14 protein-coding genes are annotated in these 20618 nt (G+C 63.6%); 12 read left to right on the top strand and 2 right to left on the bottom strand.

Going from position 1 to position 20618, the window contains the following annotated elements; translation table 11 throughout:
* Positions 1-97: 97 nt before the first annotated feature.
* A complete protein-coding gene (locus FXN65_RS13000) occupies positions 98-844 on the top strand; it encodes an SDR family NAD(P)-dependent oxidoreductase (protein WP_151133603.1) in 747 nt (248 codons plus the stop codon).
* A 154-nt stretch (positions 845-998) separates the two neighbouring features.
* On the opposite strand, the gene FXN65_RS13005 is transcribed toward FXN65_RS13000, so the two are convergent.
* Complete coding sequence (locus tag FXN65_RS13005; protein ID WP_151133604.1) at positions 999-2105, bottom strand: MBL fold metallo-hydrolase; 1107 nt, start codon at positions 2103-2105, stop codon at positions 999-1001.
* A 222-nt stretch (positions 2106-2327) separates the two neighbouring features.
* On the opposite strand from FXN65_RS13005, the gene FXN65_RS13010 reads away from it, so the two are divergent.
* From FXN65_RS13010 to FXN65_RS13060, 11 genes are all read left to right on the top strand, one after another.
* A complete protein-coding gene (locus tag FXN65_RS13010) occupies positions 2328-4022 on the top strand; it encodes a DUF1302 domain-containing protein (RefSeq protein WP_151133605.1) in 1695 nt (564 codons plus the stop codon).
* 102 nt (positions 4023-4124) lie between these two features.
* The gene (locus tag FXN65_RS13015) at positions 4125-5186 is read left to right on the top strand and encodes a WD40/YVTN/BNR-like repeat-containing protein (RefSeq protein ID WP_244620728.1); all 1062 of its coding nucleotides are present in this window, start codon (positions 4125-4127) and stop codon (positions 5184-5186) included.
* Between the two features lie 24 nt (positions 5187-5210).
* Positions 5211-7685 carry an efflux RND transporter permease subunit gene (locus FXN65_RS13020; protein WP_151133606.1) on the top strand — a complete coding sequence of 825 codons (2475 nt, stop codon included), beginning with the start codon at positions 5211-5213 and terminating at the stop codon, positions 7683-7685.
* A gap of 59 nt (positions 7686-7744) precedes the next feature.
* Positions 7745-8872: an acyl-CoA dehydrogenase family protein gene (locus FXN65_RS13025; RefSeq protein ID WP_212632348.1), complete on the top strand. Its 1128-nt coding sequence runs from the start codon at positions 7745-7747 to the stop codon at positions 8870-8872.
* Between the two features lie 162 nt (positions 8873-9034).
* Positions 9035-11008: an alkyl/aryl-sulfatase gene (locus FXN65_RS13030; protein ID WP_151133608.1), complete on the top strand. Its 1974-nt coding sequence runs from the start codon at positions 9035-9037 to the stop codon at positions 11006-11008.
* A 161-nt stretch (positions 11009-11169) separates the two neighbouring features.
* On the top strand, positions 11170-11739 hold the full coding sequence (locus tag FXN65_RS13035; RefSeq protein ID WP_342212758.1) for a TetR/AcrR family transcriptional regulator: 570 nt from the start codon (positions 11170-11172) through the stop codon (positions 11737-11739).
* A gap of 207 nt (positions 11740-11946) precedes the next feature.
* Positions 11947-13377, top strand: coding sequence for a hypothetical protein (locus FXN65_RS13040; RefSeq protein WP_151133610.1), 1431 nt, complete (start codon positions 11947-11949; stop codon positions 13375-13377).
* Between the two features lie 3 nt (positions 13378-13380).
* On the top strand, positions 13381-14838 hold the full coding sequence (locus tag FXN65_RS13045) for an acyl-CoA reductase (protein WP_151133611.1): 1458 nt from the start codon (positions 13381-13383) through the stop codon (positions 14836-14838).
* Positions 14839-14921: 83 nt separating this feature from the next.
* A complete protein-coding gene (locus FXN65_RS13050) occupies positions 14922-15974 on the top strand; it encodes an NAD(P)-dependent alcohol dehydrogenase (RefSeq protein ID WP_151133612.1) in 1053 nt (350 codons plus the stop codon).
* Between the two features lie 132 nt (positions 15975-16106).
* On the top strand, positions 16107-17447 hold the full coding sequence (locus FXN65_RS13055) for a DUF1214 domain-containing protein (protein WP_244620729.1): 1341 nt from the start codon (positions 16107-16109) through the stop codon (positions 17445-17447).
* A gap of 9 nt (positions 17448-17456) precedes the next feature.
* Positions 17457-18509 (top strand): DUF1254 domain-containing protein, encoded by a 1053-nt coding sequence (locus FXN65_RS13060; protein ID WP_151133613.1) that lies wholly within the window; start codon positions 17457-17459, stop codon positions 18507-18509.
* A gap of 532 nt (positions 18510-19041) precedes the next feature.
* Here the strand turns inward: FXN65_RS13060 and FXN65_RS13065 are convergent.
* Entirely contained in the window at positions 19042-20616 is a 1575-nt protein-coding gene (locus FXN65_RS13065; RefSeq protein ID WP_244620731.1) for an AMP-binding protein, read from the bottom strand.
* Between the last annotated feature and the right edge of the window lie 2 nt (positions 20617-20618).

Raw genomic sequence — 20618 nt, forward strand, 5'->3', positions numbered from 1 at the left:
GGGCCCTGTTCCCCCGCCTGAAAGGGAGGGACGAGCGACTTGGCTTCTTTCCTAAGATTGGGTCGTATCTTCACTGAACGACAACCAAGGAATCATCATGAAACTGGATAACAAGGTGGCCATCGTTACTGGAGCAGCATCCGGCCTCGGCCTGGCCACCTGCAATGCACTGTCGGCGGCCGGTGCCAGGGTGGTGGGCTTCGACCTGGACCAAGCGAAGCTCGATGCCGCACTGGGTGAAGGCGTCCTGGGTATCGCCGTCGATGTTTCCAGCGAGACCAGCGTCGAGGCAGCCGTCGAGACGGTGGTCAAGCGCTTCGGTGCAGTCCATGTCGCGGTGAACTGCGCGGGAATCCTCGGGCCGTGCAAGACGATCTCCAAGGGCCAGCTGTTCCCCTCCGAGCTGTGGAACCGTGTGCTGGGGGTCAACCTCACCGGCACCTTCAATGTAATCCGCCATGCCGCTCTTGCCATGACTGCGAACGAGCCCGAGGAAACAGGCGAGCGAGGCGTGATCATCAATACCGCTTCCGGTGCAGCGCGGGAGGGGCAGATGGGACAGGCTGCGTACAGCGCGAGCAAGGCCGGCGTCATCGGCATGACCCTGCCGATTGCCCGCGACCTGGCGGAGCACGGTATACGTGTGGTCAGCCTGGCGCCGGGCCTGTTCGAATCCGGCATGTCGGCGGGAATGCCGGCGAAGGTGTCCGAAGGTATCGTCAACAGCCTGCTGTTCCCCCGCCGCATGGGGAAGCCGGAGGAGTTCGCCGCCCTCGTGCAACACGTGGTGGAAAACGCCTACCTGAACGCGCTGACGCTGGATATCCAGTGCGGGGTGCGCTGATCCTGCGCCCTCTTGTGCAGGACCGCAGGAGGGGTGGCGCTTGCGATACCCCTCCTGCAAATGCGGTGACGAGCGAATGAGCCCCGGTTTCTGTGTGGGAGCGAGCTTGCTCGCGTAAGGGCTGGCTCGGAAGGTTCGCGAGCAGAGCCCGCTCCTACGAGGGCCGCAGGATGGGCATCGCCTCGCTCAACCCATCCTGCAGGCGTTGATACCAGGCCACGCCACGCTCATCCGTGCTGACCCTGACCTCACCGCGCATCAGCAGGTGATTGAGGTGGGCGATGGCCTCGCCTGTGGCGAGGGTCAGCTGGGTTGGGTCGTCGGCTCGCAGCTTTGCGGAGAACAGCAGCGGGAAGACATCCACCGCTCGCCGGGGCTCCTTCAGCCCCTGTTTCAGGCGCTCCAGTGCATCGAACACATCGGCTTCCAGTTGATTCAGTCGCGCGTGCAGACCCTGAAAAGGTTCGTTGTGCGAGGGCAAGACGAGCACATCGTCTGGCACGCGTCGACGCAACTTGCCGAGTGAATGGAGCCAGTCGCCCAGCGGGTCGGCATCCGGTTCGGTGAAGTGCACCGAAACGTTGGAGGAAATGCGTGGCAGCACCTGGTCACCGGAAATCAGCAGCTTTCGATGGGCGTCATACAGGCAGGCGTGTTCAGGTGAATGACCTGTTCCCACCACCACTTCCCAGTCGTATTTCCCGATACGTACGAGCTCGCCCTCGCGGATGCGCCGGTAACTCTCGGGCAGGGGGGAAAGCATCCGGCCGAAGCTGCCGAAGCGTCGGCAATAGGCAGCCAGCGCCTGGTCGTCCCAGCCAGCGCGGCGAAAGAAGTCCAGCGCCTCATCGGGAGCTGCGCGTCCGCTGTCGCCGGCTAGCATCCGGCATAGCAGGTACTCCAGGCGGGTCATCCAGAGGCGGCAGCCGGTCCTGCGGGTCAACCAGCCGGCCATGCCGACATGATCAGGATGCAGGTGAGTGGTGAGTACCCGCGTCAACCCTCCGACGGAAAGCGGGCCCGCCAGTAGTTCCTCCCAGATCGCCACACTGTCTTCGCTGGATATCCCGGTATCCACCACGGCGTGGCCGCCGTCCTCGGCCAACAGCCAGACATTGATGGCTTCAAGGGAAATGGGCAGTGGCAGCCGCGTCCAGTGCACACCTGGCGCGACTTCGAGCAGGGCGCCGGGCGCAGGCACGGTATCAAGGGGATAGCGGATAGTCGCCCGCGGGGAGGTGGCGGGTGCCTCGTCCGTCATTTCGTTCTCCAGTGTTCGTTCCGGTCGAGACCGGCGAGGATGGTTCGATTCGTTCACGTTAGCGGAGGGGTGAAGGGGGGGCACCCCCCTTTCAGAAAGGGGGGGGAGGACTTGCGGGCGGTGCTGGCACCCTTTGGTCACTCGATCACTGATTGAGTTGTTTCCGGACCTGGCGGCGGTCAACGCGAGGTCCCGGTTCCACCAAGGGGAGGAGACACCCAGATGAATAACAAGAACAAGTCGAGTCAATGTCATCCAGCCAGTGCTCATGCATTGCGCGCCACGGTGGTCGCCATGTGCGCGATAGCCGGCAGTACCGCCAACGCGTTCGAAATCGATACCGGCAACAGCGACATCCAGCTGCGCTGGGACAACACCTTGCGCTACAACCTCGGTGTGCGTACCGAAGGTCAGGATTCCGCGATCCTGAAGAATCCGAACAACGACGACGGCGATCGCAACTTCGACAAGCACAGCATCGTCAACAACCGCCTCGACATCCTCAGTGAGTCCGACATCATCTACAAGGGCAAGTACGGCGCCCGTGTCAGTGCTGCGCTCTGGTATGACGCGGCCTATGCCGGTGGCCTGGACAACGACAGCGTCGCCACATCCAACCACCTGGGCTCCGACGGTCGCCCGGCCCTGGGTCTCAGTCGTTACGCCGATCGTTACTATGAAGGCCCCTCCGCTGAATGGATGGATGCCTTCGTCTTCGGCGAATACGAGCTTGGCGACATGCCGCTGAAGGCCCGCCTGGGCCGCCACACCGTGAACTGGGGTGAATCGCTGCTGGGCTCCGGCGCCATCCATGGCATTTCCTACGGCCAGGCACCCTTGGACCAGGGCAAGGCGCTGGCGCTCCCGGGCATCGAGGCCAAGGAGCTGTATCTGCCGCGCAACCAGATTTCCGCGCAGTTGCAGGCGACTCCGGAGCTGTCCTTCGCCGCCCAGTACTTCTTCGAGTGGCGCCCGTCCCGCGCGCCCGAGTCCGGCACTTACCTGGGCTTTGCCGATATTTTCCAGCAGGGCGGTGAGTCCTTCATCCTGAGTCCGACCGTCCGGGCCATCCATGGTGAAGACATCGAACCGAAGGAGTCCGGCGACTGGGGCGTGATGGCGCGCTGGAGCCCCGAATGGCTCGACGGCACCCTGGGCTTCTATGTCCGCAACTTCTCCGACACCCTGCCGCAGACCATCCTGCTGGCCAACGCACGCCCGCAGTACTTCTTCAACTATGCCGATGACATCGACATGTACGGCATCAGCCTGTCGAAGGAAATCGGCGGCATCAGTGTCGGCGCTGACCTGAACTACCGGCGCAACATGCCGCTGGTCAGCAGCCCGGCGCGGATAACCTCCTTGGCACGCCTGCCCGACGATGGCGATGTCCTGGGTGCCCGCGGCGATACCCTGCATGGCGTGCTCAACGCCATCGGCACTGTCAGCCCGACCGCGCTGTTCGACGGTGCCAGCTGGTCCACCGAACTCACCTGGAGCCGCTGGGTTTCGGTCAATTCCGACCCCCTCAACCTGTTCAAGGGCTCGTCGGCCTACAAGGCAGTGCCGACCAACGTCGACGAAGTCTCGCGGGATGCCTATGGCATGGCCGTCAACTTCACGCCGATCTGGTACCAGGTTTTTCCCGGTGGCGACCTTTCCATGCCGCTCAGTTACTCCCGCGGCCTGTCGGGCAACTCGGCGGTGTCGTCCGGTGGCAACGAGGATGCCGGCAGCTATGCGGTGGGCCTGGCCCTCGATCTCTACAGCCGCTATCGCTTCGACCTGAAGTATGTCGATTACTTTGGCGATTACTCGACCAACCCCACTACCGGAGCAGTCCTGACGCCCAGCGGCAGCCAATCGCTGCTGGAAGACCGGGGTGCCGTGTTCTTCACCTTCAAGACCACGCTCTGATCGGCGTACCGATCACTGCTGCTCAGCGGACGGCGACTCCGGTGCTCCGTGGTCGCCTTCCGGCAATTCGCGCCTGCGCGCGACTGATGTGAGGTAATTAAGGTGTTCCGACAGTTCGCTCGCTCACCGCTGCTGATCCTGCTCGTCCTGATGGCGGGCCAGGCCTCCGCGCAGCCGCCGTTCATTCCGCCCATGGCTACTCCTTCGCAAGAGTCGCCGTTGGCCATCCGCGCACCACTCAATGCACTTGCCCGTGCCGGCGACCGGCTGGTTGCCGCGGGCCAACGCGGTCACATTCTGTACTCCGACGACAGCCTGGCCTGGAGCCAGGCCCAGGTACCCGTCAGTTCCGACCTCACCGCGCTGACCTTTCCCAGCGCGAGCCAGGGCTGGGCGGTGGGACATGAGGGTGTGGTCCTGCATACCCGGGATGGCGGCAAGACCTGGAACAAGCAGCTCGATGGACGGCAAATCGCCGACTTGCTGGTTCAGCACTATGGCAATCCGGCGAATCCGGATGATCCCGAGGCCCAGCGCCTGAAACAGGACGCGGATCTCTTCGCCGCCCAGGGCGCGGACAAGCCGCTGCTGGACCTATGGTTCGAGGACGAACAGAAAGGGTTCGTCATCGGCGCTTTCAACCTGATTCTGCGCACCGAGGATGGCGGCAAGAACTGGACGCCCTGGCTCGATCGCATCGACAACCCCAGGGCCATGCATCTCTATGGACTGCGGCCGGCACAAGGCACGCTTTTCGCGGTGGGCGAGCAGGGCCTGATGTTGAAACTCGACGGCGCCCGCCAGCGCTTCGTGAGCGTGCCGTTGCCCTACGAGGGCACGCTGTTCGGCGTTCTCGGTGACGATGGCCTGGTCCTGGCCTACGGCCTGCGCGGCAATGCCTGGCGCAGCCTCGACGGCGGCGCCAGTTGGAGCAAGGTAGAAACCGGCATAGACGCCGGCATCACCAGCGGAGCGATCACCGCTGACGGCTCCATCGTGCTGGCCAGCCAGGCCGGCCAACTGCTGCGGTCCACCGACCGTGGCGCAACTTTCCGTCGCGTCAAGGTCGATCGCGCGGCGCCCAACTTTGCCGTGGCACCAGCCCCCGGTGGGGCAGTCGCCCTGGCCGGACTCGGTGGCGTGCGCGTGCAAAGCCTGCAGTAAGAACAAGAGAGTCGGAGAGCCGTGATGGGTGCCAACAACTTCAGTGACAACCTGCTGACCATCAGTGACCTGAAAGAATTCAATCCGAAGTCGGGCAGCCGCCTCGAAAGGCTGATCTTCAACAATCGCCTACTGGTGGTCGTGCTCTGCGCGCTGGTCACATTGCTGCTGGGCTGGGACGCCACTCGCCTGACGCTGAACGCGGCCTTCGAGAAGACCATTCCTCACAATCATCCCTATATCCGCAACTTCCTGGATAACCGTGCCGAGCTCAAAGGCTTGGGCAACGCGGTGCGGGTGGTGGTGGAGAACCGCTCGGGCGACATCTTCGATCCTGCCTACTTGCAGGCGCTCAAACAGATAAATGACGAGCTGTTCCTGACGCCAGGCGTGGACCGGGCCAACGTCAAGTCTTTGTGGATGCCGGTGGTGCGCTGGAACGAGGTGACCGAGGAAGGCTTCACCGGTGGCCCGGTGATGCCCGACAACTACACCGGTTCGGAAGAAAACACCGACGAACTGCGAGGGAACATCGGCCGTGCGCAGCTGCTGGGCAGCCTGGTGGGCACCGACTATCGCTCGAGCATGATCTTCGTGCCTTTGCTGGACAAGGACAGCGCAACCGGCGAACCGCTGGATAACTGGGAATTGTCCAGGCGGTTGGAAAGCATCCGCAAGCAATTCTCGGGCGTTCATGGCAGCGCCGACCTGGAGATCCGCATCGTCGGTTTCTCCAAGGTGGTGGGCGACCTGCTCGACGGCCTGAACCTGATGATCCTCTACTTCGGTGTGGCGGCGATCATTGCCGCACTGATCATCTACGGCTGGACCCGTTGCGTGCGCAGCACCCTGTTGGTGCTGAGTTGCTCCTGCATCGCAGTGCTCTGGCAACTGGGCCTGATCGCCCGGCTCGGCTACGAGCTGGATCCTTACTCGATCCTGGTGCCTTTCCTGGTCTTCGCCATCGGCGTGTCCCATGGCGCGCAGAAGATGAATGGCATCATGCAGGACGTGGCGCGTGGCACCCATCGCCTTGTGGCCGCGCGCTACACCTTCCGCCGCCTGTTCCTGGCCGGGGTCACTGCGCTGGTGGCCGACGCGGTGGGCTTCGGTGTGCTGATGATGATCGACATCCCGGTGATTCAGGACCTGGCCATCACCGCATCCATTGGTGTCGCCCTGCTGGTGTTCACCAACCTGATCCTGTTGCCGGTGGCGCTGTCCTACACCGGAGTCAGTCGCAAGGCCGCCGCGCGCAGCCTGCGTGCCGAGCAGCGGCAGTCAGGCGGCGTCTGGCGCCTGCTGGAGCGTTTCAGCGAACGCCGCTGGGCGGCGGTCATGCTGGCCTGCGCGGCGGTCCTCACGGCAGGCGGTTTCATCATCAGCACCCACTTGAAGATCGGCGACCTGGATGCCGGCGCTTCCGAGCTGCGGCCCAACTCGCGCTACAACCTGGACAATGCGTACATCACCGACAAGTACTCGCTGTCCAGCGACCAGTTCGCGGTGATCGTCAAGACCAGGCCCGAAGGCTGCCTGGAATACCAGACCCTGGTCGAGACCGACCGCCTGGGATGGGCACTCCAGCAAGTGCCGGGGGTGCAGAGCACCGTATCGCTCGCCGATGCGGTACGGAAGATCACCGCCGGCTCCTACGAAGGCAGCCCGAAATGGATGTCGATTCCGCCGAACCAGGACGTCCTGAACTATGCCGCGCGTACCGCAAGCACCAGTAACCCGGAGCTGTTCAACACCGAATGTTCGGTGATGCCGGTGGTCGCCTACCTGGCCGATCACAAGGCGGAGACCCTGGACCGTGTGGTCAAGGCCGCCGAAGCCTTCTCCGCCGCCCACAGCACGCCGGAACATCAGTTCCTGCTGGCCGCCGGCAGCGCCGGGATCGAAGCGGCCACCAACATCGTGGTCAAGAAAGCCAACTTCACCATGTTGATGTACGTCTACGCGGCGGTCATCGTGCTCTGCTTCATCACCTTCCGCAGCTGGCGCGCGGTGGTCGTCGCGGTGGTTCCGCTGGTGATCACTTCCGTGCTTTGCGAGGCGCTGATGGTTGTGCTGGGCATGGGCGTCAAGGTCGCCACCCTGCCGGTGATCGCCCTCGGGGTTGGCATCGGCGTCGACTATGCCCTGTACCTGCTGAGCATCCAGTTGGCCCGGCAACGCGCAGGCGCGCCCCTGGCCGAGGCTTACCGCTATGCATTGCGTTTCACCGGCAAAGTGGTCGCGCTGGTGGGCGTGACCCTCGCCGCGGGTGTGATCACCTGGGCCTTCTCGCCCATCAAGTTCCAGGCCGACATGGGCATCCTTCTGACCTTCATGTTCCTCTGGAACATGCTCGGCGCCCTGGTGCTGATCCCGGCGCTGTCCCACTTCCTGCTGCGTAACGTGGGGGCCTCGGGCAACCCCGCCAAGGTGACCACGGACAGCCACGAGCTACCGGCCGCTATCGAATCCAAGACCCCAACCGCCCAGTGCGTCTGAGCGCGGACCCTAACCATCTACGAACCGACCAAGGAAGCACCATGAGCGACAACTCCGCAATGTTCCTCAGTGAACAGGAAATCATGATTCGTGACTCGGCGCGCAAAGTCGCCGCCGAATTGATTGCGCCCACGGCGGCCGAGCGTGACCGCACTGGCGCCTGGCCGAGCGATGAGCTGGCAGCGGTGGCCGAGCTGGGTTTCCTCGGCATGCTGATCCCCGTGGAGTACGGCGGCGCTGGCGCCAGCTTCGTCGAGTACTGCCTGGCCATCGAGGAATTCGCTGCCGCCGACGCCGGCTTCGCCACGCTGATCCACGTGCACAACACGACGGGCGCGAATGTGGCGCGCGTGGGCACCGAGGAGCAGAAACGCAAGTACCTGCCGGACCTGGCCAGCGGCAAGCGCATTGGCGCCGGCCTGCTCACTGAGCCCCACGCCGGTTCCGATACGGCGGCCTTCCGTACCACGGCCCGGCGTGAAGGCGATCACTACGTGATCAACGGCAGCAAGCAGTTCATCTCCAACGGCAACAAGACGGGCCTCGGCGTGGTTCTGGCGATAACCGACAAGGCTGCCGGCAAGAGGGGGAGCAGCCTGCTGATGATCGATCCGGCCGAGAGCCCCGGCTATGTCGTCGCCCGTGTCGAACACAAGATGGGCCAGCGCTCGGCCCATGTGGCGCAGATCCAGCTGGAAAACTGCCGCGTACCCGTGGCCAACCTCCTGGGCGAGGAAGGCTCCGGCTACCGCAACATCATGGCCTTGCTGTCGGAAGGGCGCGTGGCCATCGCCGCCGTCGCCACCGGCACCGCCCGCGCCGCCCTGGCGGCGGCCGTCAGTTACGCCAAGGAGCGCGAGGCCTACGGCGCACCGATCATCAACCTGCAGGGGGTGGCCTTCGACCTGGCCGACATGGCCGCGCAGGTGGATGTCTCCCATGAGTTCCTGGTGCATGCCGCGCGCTTGTGCGACGCGGGCCTGCCCTGTGCCAAGGAGGCTTCGATTGCCAAGCTGTTCGCCAGCGAGATGGCCGAGAAGGTCTGCTCCGATGCGCTGCAGATCCATGGTGGCTACGGCTACCTGAACGACTTCCCGGTCGAGCGCTATTGCCGCGATGTGCGTGTGACCAAGATCTATGAAGGCACCAGCCACATCCAGAAAGTGATCATCGCCCGCAACCTCTAGCAACTGCGCCGCCCCCCTGCAAAGGAGGGGGCGGCGGACTGGCCGACTCTGGAATAACCTTCGCACAGCGGTCGGCCACGCAGCTCGACCGACAGGCACGTTCCGTCATTACTTCGTTGTTGGACAGGCCCCGCGAATGCGGTCCAACCATCAGGAATCCGTATGCGAAATCCCATTGCTGTCTGTGTTACCGCGTTCTATCTGCTCGGCACCCAGGCTTGGGCCGTGGAGTCCGAGGCGGCTGAGGCCGCGAAGGGCGCCAGTGCTGAAACCGCCGCTGCCAACCGGGCGGTACTCAAGCAGTTGCCTCCCGATACACCGGAGGACCAGGAGGCAGCGCGCCGCGGCCTGGTTGCCGCCTTCGAGGGCGTGATCAAGAGCGCCGATGGCAAGCCGGTATGGAACTCCCATGCCTATGACTTCCTCCAGCAGGACAAGGTGCCGGACACCGTGAACCCTAGCCTCTGGCGAATGGCACGGCTCAATACCAATGCCGGTCTGTATCAGGTGGCGGAGGGGCTTTACCAGGTCCGCGGAATGGACCTGGCGAACATGACCATCATCGAAGGCCAGGACGGGCTGATCATCATCGACCCGCTCTTCGTCACGGAAACCGCCAAGGCCAGCCTGGAGCTGTATTACCAGCACCGCCCGCGCAAGCCGGTGGTAGCGGTCATCTATTCCCATAGCCATGTCGACCATTTCGGCGGTGTACGCGGTGTGGTGGACGAAGACGATGTCAAGGCGGGGAAGGTGCGGATCTATGCTCCGGACGGATTCATGGAACACGCCATCAGCGAGAACGTCCTGGCCGGCACCGCCATGTTCCGCCGTGGCACCTACCAGGGCGGCAGCACCCTTCCGCGCGGGGCGCGCGCGCAGGTGGACGCCGGGCTGGGGAAAGGCGCACCGGTGGGTGGCACCATCAGCCTGATAGCGCCCACCGACCTGATTGTTCAGCCTGTCGAAAGCCACGAAATCGCCGGCGTGCAGGTGGAGTTCCAGTTGACCCCCGGCACCGAGGCGCCGGCAGAGATGAACCTCTACCTGCCGCAACTCAAGGCGCTGTGCATGTCGGAGAACGCGGTGATGATGATGCACAACATCCTCACCCCTCGGGGGGCCGAGGTACGCGACGCCAAGGCCTGGTCGAAGTTCCTCGACGATAGCCTGGTGCGCTACGGCGACAGGACCGAGGTGATGTTCGCGCAGCACAGCTGGCCGACCTGGGGCGCTGAAGCGGTCCGCACGCTCCTGGCCGACCAGCGCGATATGTACGCTTTCATCAACGACCGCACGCTGCATCTGCTCAACCAGGGCCTGACGCCGCGGGAAATCGCCGACGCAATCAAGCGCTTGCCGGGCAACCTCGACCGCAAGTGGTACACCCGTGGCTACTACGGCACCCTGAGTTTCAATACCCGTGCCGTATACCAGCGCTACCTGGGCTTCTATGACGGCAACCCGGCCAACCTCGACCCGTTGCCGCCGACGGAGTCCGGCCGGAATTACGTCGAGGCCCTGGGGGGGGCCGACAAGGTCCTGCAACTGATGCGCACCGCGATGCAGCGGGGCGACTACCGCTGGGCCGTTGAGCTGGGCAACCATCTGGTTTTCGCAGAACCGGACAACCAAGCCGCGCGCCAGGCCCAGGCCGATGCCATGGAACAGCTGGGCTACCGCAGCGAGTCCGCAACCTGGCGCAACATGTACCTGACCGGGGCGCAGGAACTGCGCCAAGGCCCGCCAACCCAAGCGGGAAAGGCCAATGCCGACCTGATTCGTGCGGCAACGCCAGCGATGTTCATGGATCTGCTGGCCGTGCGCCTGGACTCCGACAAGGCCCAGGGACATGACATGACCCTGGATTGGACCTTCGACGACCTGAAGCAGAGCTTCGCGCTGACCCTGCGCAACGGTGTGCTGACCTATCGCGAGAACAGCCGTCACGCCAAGCCGGACGTTTCGGTGACCATGAGCAAGGCGGTACTCGACCGCATCAGTCTGCGGGAGACCGATTTCCCGACTGCGATCAAGCAGGGTGACATCAAGCTGGAGGGGGATGCCGCCCGCTTCAAGGCTTTGCTCGGCATGCTCGGCAGCTTTGCGCCGAACTTCAACATCGTTACGCCCTGAGCAGGATGAGTCGCCGCACGCCTGTGCCGCAAAGCCACGAGGGGAGGGCAGGGAAGCCCTCGCTCGAGCAGGGTGTCCAGGACAACGTCCTGCGGGTTGCGTTGCCCGCCAGGCCGCGCAAGCGGCCCCGGCAGGCGCGTTCGATCGCCCTGGTCGCTGCCTTGAAGAAAGCTGGCTGCGACATCCTCGAAACGGAGGGGCGCGAAGCCTTGTCCATCTATCGTCTATCCGAGTATTCGGGCGTGGCGATCAGTTCGATCTACGAGTACTACCCCACCATCGAGGCGTTGATCGGCGCCATCTTCGACGATTACCGCGCCAATGCGCGGCTGGAAACCATCGCCAGCATCCGCGCCTTACCCCAGACGGCCACCCTCTACGATGGCATCGAGATGGTCCTGAGTACCGGGCTTGCCTCGCTCCATCGCTGGCTGCAGATCGATTCCGACCTGAGCGTCAGGACCGCCTTCTACGGAGAGCTGGTCCGGCTGGAAGTCATCAAACCCGAGCAGTTCTGGACGTCCATGGTGATTCCCGCCCTGGTGGAGCGCTTCTCCGATGAAGTGCTGGTGCGCGATCGGGAGAAAGCCGGCTACCTGGCCTACCAGGCCGTCACCGCATTGCCGCGCGCGCTCGTGATCGAGCGGCCCGACTACCTGACGAGTTCCGATACGGTCCGCATGCTGACGCGCATGCTCCATGCGCTACTCACCACGACGGATGCGGAATAGGTGCTTACTGCACTCCGCAATATCAATAAAAATTCATTTATTTCAAATGGTTGAGTCCGGATTGGAGGTTGCGGAATCCGGAAATGATTTTGCCGTTCCGGCCCTTACACTGGCCCTGCCATGAAGGCTGTCCACCCCCGGACAGCCGGTCTTTCGCGCTTTCCGCCGTTGACGCGCGAATGGTGAGAGCCAGGAGCTTCCATACCTATGACAAGAACAATCGATGAGAAGGTCGAGCTGTTGCTGACCGACCCCGTGGCGCTGGTCGAGCACTCCTACGAAAAGTGGAATCAACTGCCGCGCGACGAAGTCGACGCCTTGCAACTCGCAGCTGCCAAGCGTCGTTTCGCGGAGATGCGCGATCGCATCCCGGTACTCAAGAAGCTTGCCGATGCCGAGGCCATCGACCGAGTCGAGCAGGTCGAGGACCTGGTTCCGCTCCTGTTCGAGCACACGGTCTTCAAGTCCTATCCGCCATCCCTGCTGGAAAAGAATAACTTCACCGCGATCAACAAGTGGCTGTGCAAGTTGGTCATCCCCGAGATCGCCGAAGCCATTCAGGCGGTCGACGTCAGTGGCTGCCAGGGTCTGGATGAGTGGTTCGAGACCATGGACGAGGCGGTGCCACAGCTCTGCATCAGTCATACCTCCGGCACTTCCGGCACGCTGTCTTTCCTGCCGCTGAGCAATCGCGAGTTCGAGAAGGCGGTCAAGGTCCGCCGGCTCTATGCCTGGCGCATGAACGGCCCGGAAACGCCCGCACCGGACATGCACTCGGTCTACCCCTACTACCGCAAGGGCTATCTCAGCCACATGCGCGGCAACATGGCGATCATGAAGACCGTGCTACCGAGCCTGGACAACTTCCACCCGGCCTACCCGGCAACCCTTTCCAGCGATGTCCTGCATCTCGGCGCGAAGGTCCGCGCGGCACATGCCAAGGGCACCCTGGACCGCCTTGTAATCAGTCCGGAACTGATGGCGAAAAAGAAGGCGTTCGACCAACTGCAGGCCGACATGCCCGGGCACCTGGCGGCCTTTTTCGAGGAAATGACAGCCAGGCTCAAAGGCAAGGTCGTCTACATCGGCGGCACCTGGAATCTGCTGCACAACATGGCCAAGGCCGGCCTGGAGCGTGGCCTGGAAGGCGTCTTCCACCCTGACTCCTTCATCGCCACCACCGGCGGCGCCAAGGGCGTGGTTCAGCCGCAAGGCTGGCGTGAGGACGTGCTGCGCTTCACGGGCGCACGGAAGATCTTCGAGACCTACGCCATGTCCGAAACGCCCAGCGGTTCCCATGCACTCTGCGAGCACGGCAACTACCACTTTTCACACACTGCGATTCCCTTCGTGCTCGACCCGGAAACCGGCAAGGCACTGCCCAGGAAGGGCCGGCAAACCGGCCGTGCGGCGTTCTTCGACCTGGGGGCCGATCTGCGCTGGGGTGGTTTCATCACGGGCGACGAGATCACCGTCGAATGGGACAAGCCCTGTGCCTGCGGCCGGCCGAGCCGCTACGTGGAGGGGGCGATCCAGCGTTACAGCGACAAGAACGGCGGTGACGACAAGATCACCTGTGCCGCATCTGAACAATCCCATCGTGAGGCGATGGATTTCCTGAATACCCTGGAGCTCTGAGTCATGTCTCATCCAATCGCGCCGATGATCATCCGTGGCGAAGTGATTACCGACAACCTGATCGAAGTGGGTGGGCGCGGCGGCGACCTCACCTTTCTCACGCCGGATGCGAACCGGTACATCGACAGACTGCCACTCGGTAATCCGACCAGGCTGGCCGATCTCTACAAACTGAGCTTCGACGACATCCTCGACTATGCCGTAGCGCTCGGCGAGCGACTGGCCTTCAGCAAGAACGCCTACCTGCAGGAAGCCTGCGAACTGTCCTACCTGACCGCGCCCACCACCCCGACCATTGTCAAGGCCTCCTACATGGGCCTGCAGAACCTGCTGTCCCGTGAAGTCATAACCGAGATGGTGGAAAGCTCGGTGGGTGTGAACTACCTGGAGGGCTGGGTCAGGCAGAAACTGCTCGACGGCACCGAGCTGGAGGTGCGCTGCTTCGGCGCGCGGACCCTGCACATCGTCGCCGGCAACGCGGTGGCGCTGTCCCTGTGGACCATCATCCGCAACATGGTCCTGCGCAGCGATGCCATCATCAAGGCACCGTCGAACGATCCCTTCACCGCGGCGGCCATCGCCCGCACCATGGTCGATATGGCGCCGGACCACCCGCTGACCCGCCACCTCTCCGTGGCCTACTGGAAGGGCGGCGACCAGGCGTTCGAGCAGCGCCTGTACCAGCCGCAAAACCTGGAAAAGATCGTCGCCTGGGGTGGCTTCGCCTCGATGAAGCACGTTACCCAGTACATCCAGCCCGGCCTGGAACTGATCTCCCTGGACCCCAAGCGCAGTGCCAGCATCATTGGCAAGGGCACCTTCGAAAGCGAGGCCAGCATGCGCGAGGCAGCGGTGCGCCTGGCGTCCGACATCGGTGCGATCAACCAGAAGGGCTGCGTCTGCGCCCGCACCATCTACGTGCAATCCGGCACCGACGAACAGGGCCTGGAGAAGCTGAATACATTTGGACGCTATGTCTATGACGCCATGCTGACCCTGCCCAACAGCATCAGCACCGCGCCCAAGCGCTACGACCAGAACCTCAAGGCTCATGTCGATGCCCTGCGCCTGGATGACGAGTGGTACAAGGTGATCGGTGGCCTGGCCGGGGAGGGGGCGATCATCTGCTCGCAGATTCCCGAACCGGTGCCGTTCTCCACGCTCCTCGATGACCGTACCGCCAACCTGGTGCCGGTCGACGAGCTCAACGAGATGCTGGACGCCGTTGACGCCTATACCCAGACCGTCGGCGTGTATCCGGAAAGCATCAAGGACCAGCTCAAGGATGTACTGCCACTGCACGGTGCGCAGCGCATCGTTTCGCTGGGCTATGCGGCCGCCATGAAGTTCGCCGCCCCCCAGGACTCTATCGAACCGCTGCGGCGCATGGGCAAGTGGATCTCCAACCAGATCGCTTCACCGGAAACAACGCCGGCGCCCTGGCTGCGTCCTTCGCTCTGAAACTCCGTGGGTCCCGCTGCCGGAGGGGCACCACGCCTGCCCGGTAGCGGACGACCGTTCCGTAAATGCCTGGAGAGCTTTCCATGACCAATTGCCTTTGCTACGGCGCCCACGAGGCCCGAGCCGACCTGACCCCGCTGCGCATCGAACGCCGCGCCCTGCGTGATGATGACGTGGCTATCGATATCGCCTACTGCGGCGTCTGCCATACAGACGTGCACTTCGCTCACAACGATTGGGGCAGCACCGTCTTTCCCTGCGTACCCGGCCACGAAATCGTCGGCCATGTAACAGCGGTGGGCCGGGCCGTGAGCCGTTACAAGGTGGGTGATCGGGTAGCGGTCGGCTGCCTGGTCGACAGTTGCCAGCAATGCGCAGCCTGTGAGGCGGGCGAGGAACCGCACTGCCAGCACGGCACTACCCCGACCTACAATGGCCGCGACCGGGTTAGCGGCGCCAACACCCATGGTGGCTATTCGCAGCACATCGTAGTGCGCGAGAAGTTCGTGCTCCGCGTACCTCAACACCTGGACCTGCGCTTCACCGGCCCGCTGCTGTGCGCCGGCATCACCGTCTGGTCGCCGCTGCGTGAACACAACGTGGGTGAGGGTACCCGCCTCGCAGTGGTCGGCCTTGGCGGGCTCGGACACATGGCGGTAAAGCTGGCCGTGGCACTCGGTGCGGAAGTCACGGTGGTCACCACCTCGCCGGGCAAGGCCGACGATGCGCGTGCCCTGGGTGCCCACCATGTGCTGTTGTCCACCGATCCACAGGCGATGGCTGGCGCCGTCAATGCGTTCGACTTGATCCTCGACACCATCCCGCGCAAGCACAACGTCAACCCGTACCTGATGCTCCTGGGACGTCACGGCAAACTGGTGCTGGTGGGTGCCCTGGAACCCCTGGAGCCCATCCATGGCGCGCTGCTGGCACGCAACAACCGTTCGATCTCCGGATCGCTGATCGGCGGTCTGGCGCAGACCCAGGAACTGCTGGACTTCTGCGCTGAACGCCAGGTGCTGCCACAGTGCGAAATGATCGACATCCAGGACATCAACACCGCCTTCGAGCGCATGGAGCGCAATGACGTGAAGTACCGTTTCGTGATCGACATGGCGTCGTTGAACGGCGCCTGAGGGGCACGATTGGCGCGGCCCTGACAGGCAATGTCGGGGCCCTCCGTGAACCCCACCCCAAAGGGGAGGGGCTGTGTCAGGCCGGAGAAGGCATAACCTGCCTGTGATGGATCACGACGGAGAAAAACAACAATGCGTTCCTTACGTTCGGCACTGGCTTGTGGCGCCTTCACCACTTCCTGCCTGATGGCTGCGGTCGCGCCATCGATTTCCCATGCCGCCAATCCGCAGGCACCGGCCTACTCCGACCAGGAGGTGAGCGACGCCTACATCTACCTGCTCGGACGCCTGCTGGTGCAGCGCCAGCAGCAACTGGATTTCCAGCAGGGTATGCAGTGGAACCAACTGGTGCACCGCAAGCCAGGTGCCGTGGACTGGCCGAATCCCAACCTCGATGTGGCCTATTCCGAAGCCTGGGTGGCGGTGGATGAGGGCAGCTGTACCCTGGTCAGCGTGCCGAGGATCAGTGATCGCTACTACACGGTGCAGTTCCTCAATGGCTGGGGCGAGACCCTGGCCAATATCAATGAGCGTACCTTCGCGCAGCATCCCAGCGGTGACTTCGCGGTGTGCCTGAAGGGCGCCGACGTTGCGCTGCCGGATGGCATCCAGCGCGTGGATCTGCCGGTGCGCACCGCGCGGGTACTGGCGCGGGTGGAACTCGGCGCCGATCCGCAGCAGGCCGAGCACCTGCAGAGGCAATTCAGCATGCGTACCAGCGGCTCGCCGCAGCTTCCGGAAGTGCCCCAGGCACCGCTGTTCAGGCTGCAGCAGTTGCCCGGCGTAGAGGCATTCGACGCAGCCGAAGTGGCGCTGAAAGAACCTGATCTGAATCCAGGCATGGAGGCATTGCAGGCTCGCGTGCATGCATTGGTCGCACTCGCCAGCGCCCCCGCTCAGCGTGCGCATCTGGATGAGGTAATCAGAAAGCAGGCCTTCGCCGCCCTGGTCAAGGCAGCCCCCACCCTAGGCCCCGGTACTGTGCGCAACGGCTGGGTGCGACCGGCCGTATCCGGCACCTACGGCAGCGACTACCTGACTCGCACCCTGGTCAACCTGGGCGGCATCTGGGCAAACACCCAGGCGGAGGTCAACTATTTCCGTGGGACTGTGGACGACCACGGTGAAGTGCTCGATGGCAGTCGGAGCTATTCACTGAGCTTCCCACGCGACCAGCTGCCGTCTGGCTTCGCGCGCTACTTCTGGTCAATCACGGCTACCGACGCCAGGACTTTCAAGGTCATGCCCAATGCTCAGGGGCGTTTCCTGCTCAACAATCAGTCGGCCCTGCGCTACAACCCGGATGGCTCGTTGACCCTCTATTTCGGTCCGCAGCCGCCGGCCGGTGTAGCCGAGGCGAACTGGCTGCCGACTGTGGAAGGGCAGAACTTCCGGCTGGTGTTCCGCTACTACGGTGCCAAGGGCGCGGTGGCCGGCGGTGATTACTTTCCACCGGTGCTGGTGAGACTCTGAGGACCGACCATGAGGACAGCTACCGTGTACGAATTGAAGGTAATACTGGCGGCCCTCGCCCTGTTCGCGGCCTGCCTACCGGATGCCCGCAGCGAAGCGCTACCGGGCGAGCCGGTGCGGGTGACCGTCGACAACTTCATCCGCGCCGAGACGGACCGCTATTTCGGCCTCACCGTGGCGCTAGGTGGGCTGGGCAAATTCTCTCACCGGCGCAACCTGATCCCGGTGGATCGCCCCACCGTGATCCGGCCGAACCGCGACACGCTGTACTCCACCGCCGTCTTCGACCTGGACGCGGGCCCGGTCAGCGTGACCATGCCGGACGCTGGCGAGCGCTTCATGTCGCTGGCCATGATCGACGAGAACCACCAGGTCGTCGGCGTCCACTATGGCGCTGGGCAGTACAGCCTCGACAAGGCGAAGGTGGGCACCCGCTACGTCCTGGTCGGCGTGCGCACGCTGTTCGATCCGGCCGATCCGAAGGACCTGGAGAGGGTCGCTGCGTTGCAGGACGCCATCGGTGTGTCGCAACCCAAGGGGCCGGGCCGATTCGAAGTGCCGAATTGGGATGAAGCGAGCCGCGAGCGGATGCGAAAGGCGTTGCTTGTTCTGGGCACCACCATTCCCGATTCCCGTGGGATGTTTGGCAGCGACGGTCAAATCGACCCGGTACGCCACCTGATCGGCAGTGCCATGGCCTGGGGCGGTAACCCCGAGAAGGACGCCTATTACCAGGTGGTCACGCCCACGCAGAATGACGGCCAGACCAATTACAGGCTGGAGGTGGGCGAGGTTCCGGTGGGCGCCTTCTGGTCCATCAGCGTCTACAACGAGGCCGGACAGTTCCAGAAGAACCAGTTGGAGGCCTATAGCCTCAGCAACCTGACAGCGAAGAAAGGCGAGGGCGGTATCATCTCCGTACGCTTCGGCGGCTGCACCGCGCAGACGGAGAACTGCCTGCCGATCATGCCGGGCTGGAACTACATGGTGCGTTTCTACCTGCCGGACAAGGCGATCCTGGACGGCAACTGGAAGTTGCCTGAGGCGCAGCCTGCGTCTTGAAACCCCAAGAACGGCGGCCGAATGGCCGCCGTTTTTTTGTCCCAAAGAGGCAGGACTGCGTCCTACATGGCGATTGAAATCGCCCCTACAGGACTGTGCCGAAAGTTAGCCGAGAGTCACCCCTCGCCCGCGTGCGGGAGAGGGGCCGGGGGAGAGGGTTGTGATCGGCTGGCACGGTGCCCCGCCATTTCGCGAATGAATTCGCTCCCACAAAAGCGAGCAGGACTGCGTCCTGCATGGCGATTGAAATCGCCCCCACAGGACTGTGCCCAGACTGACCATCGGCACAGACAGCTCCCTCTCCCTCTGGGGTGAAGAGGCACGCTTTTGGAAGCACCGCTTCCAGTGCCGATGAACGCCTGAGCGCTAAGCGATCAGGCCGGGGCGCAGAGCGGGGTTGAGGTGAGGGCGGTGCCAAACGAGGTCCGGTAGTCCACCCCGCGCAGCACAAAAAAAGCCCCAACGGCCCCCAATCGGGAGGGGACGCATCGGGGCATCAAGCGAGGGTAATCTTCAAGACCGCGTGCGCAACTCAGGACACGCGGCGCGCCTTGTCCTTCCAGTACTTCTCCCGCACCTGGCGGCGCAGGACCTTGCCCACCACGCTTACCGGCAGTGCGTCGACGAAGAGGATCGACTTGGGCGCCTTGAAGCGGCCCAGGCGGCCTTTGACGTGCTCGATCAGCGCTTCCGGAGAAACCTCCTGGCCTGCCTTGAGCATCACTTCCGCGTGCAGCGCCTCGCCCCATTCCTCGTGGGGCACGCCTACCACCGCCGAGTTGGAGACGGCCGGGTGGGCGTTGAGGGCGGCTTCCACTTCGACGGCGTACACGTTGAAACCGCCGGTGATGATCATGTCCTTCTTGCGGTCAACCAGGTGCAGGAAGCCTTGATCGTCCAGGTAGCAGAGGTCGCCGGACTTCCAGAAACCATCGACGAACTCGGCGGCACTGGCCTCGGGGTTGCCGAAGTAGCCGGAAACGGTGCCTCGGGAACGCACCCAGAGCTCGCCGGTCGCGCCCAGCTCCAGCGGATTGCCGTCATCGTCGACGATGATCACTTCGGCACCTGCGGCGATACGCCCGGCAGAGCCGATCTGGCTGTCGGAAGCGTTCAGGTGGTCGGCCTTGCTGAGGATGGCCACGGCGTGCAGGCACTCGGTGGCGCCGTAGATCTGCATGAAGATATTGCCGAAGCGCTCCTGTGCCTGGCGCAGCTTGGCCGGGCTCATGGGCGCGGCGCCATAGGCCAGGGTCTGTAGCGAGGAGAGGTCGTGGTCGGTGGCCTCCGGCATTTCCAGCAGCCGGTAGATCATGGTCGGCACCAGCAGGGTCATGGTGACCCGCTCGGCTGCGATGTTTCGGCACAGCTGGGCCAGGTCGGGCACGTTCTGGGTCAGGGTGCAGCCGCCGCGGAACAGTGTCGGCAGCAGGCCGAGACCTGAGCCGTGGCTGATGGGGGCCATGTGCAGGAAACGGGTATCGGGCTGGTAGGGCTGCTCGCTCTCCATGTACATGGAATCACGCAGGGCGAGCCAGTTGTCCATGGTGTAGGGCACGCACTTGCTGACGCCAGTGGTGCCGCCGGTGAAGCGGTAGGAGACCACATCGGTCTGCGTTTCGTGGGCAACATCCGGAGTGGCGTCGCTCACTCCTTCCAGCAGGTCCCAGAAATACAGCAGACCGTCACGGGGTTGGGCCGGCGGATCCATGCAGACCACCTGGATGCCCTGCTCGTGGAGCATTTCGAAATAACGCTCCAGCAGCGTGTTTTCCAGAAGCACCGCCTTGGGGCGGATCTGGGCGATCTGCGAGCGATGCTCATCGAGGGAGTCGCGGAAATTGGTATAGGCGCCAGCGGCCTCAGACTTCATTGAGGTCCAGGCGTGCACCAGAGAAAGGTTGTCGTTGTCCAGGATGCACAGGTAGACGTCGCCACGGCGCAGCCCAAGGCGCTCGCGCAGCATGTTGGCGATGCGGTTGGTCAGTGAATGCAGCTCGCGGAAGGTGTAGCGGCGCTTGCGCTCGATGTTCACCAGCGCTTCGCGGTCTGCGAAACGCACGGCGAGGTTGCCCATGGTGCGGGCGAAATTCATTTTTGTCGTCATTG

Origin of the sequence: Pseudomonas lalkuanensis (assembly GCF_008807375.1) — a bacterium.
Lineage (GTDB): Bacteria > Pseudomonadota > Gammaproteobacteria > Pseudomonadales > Pseudomonadaceae > Metapseudomonas > Metapseudomonas lalkuanensis.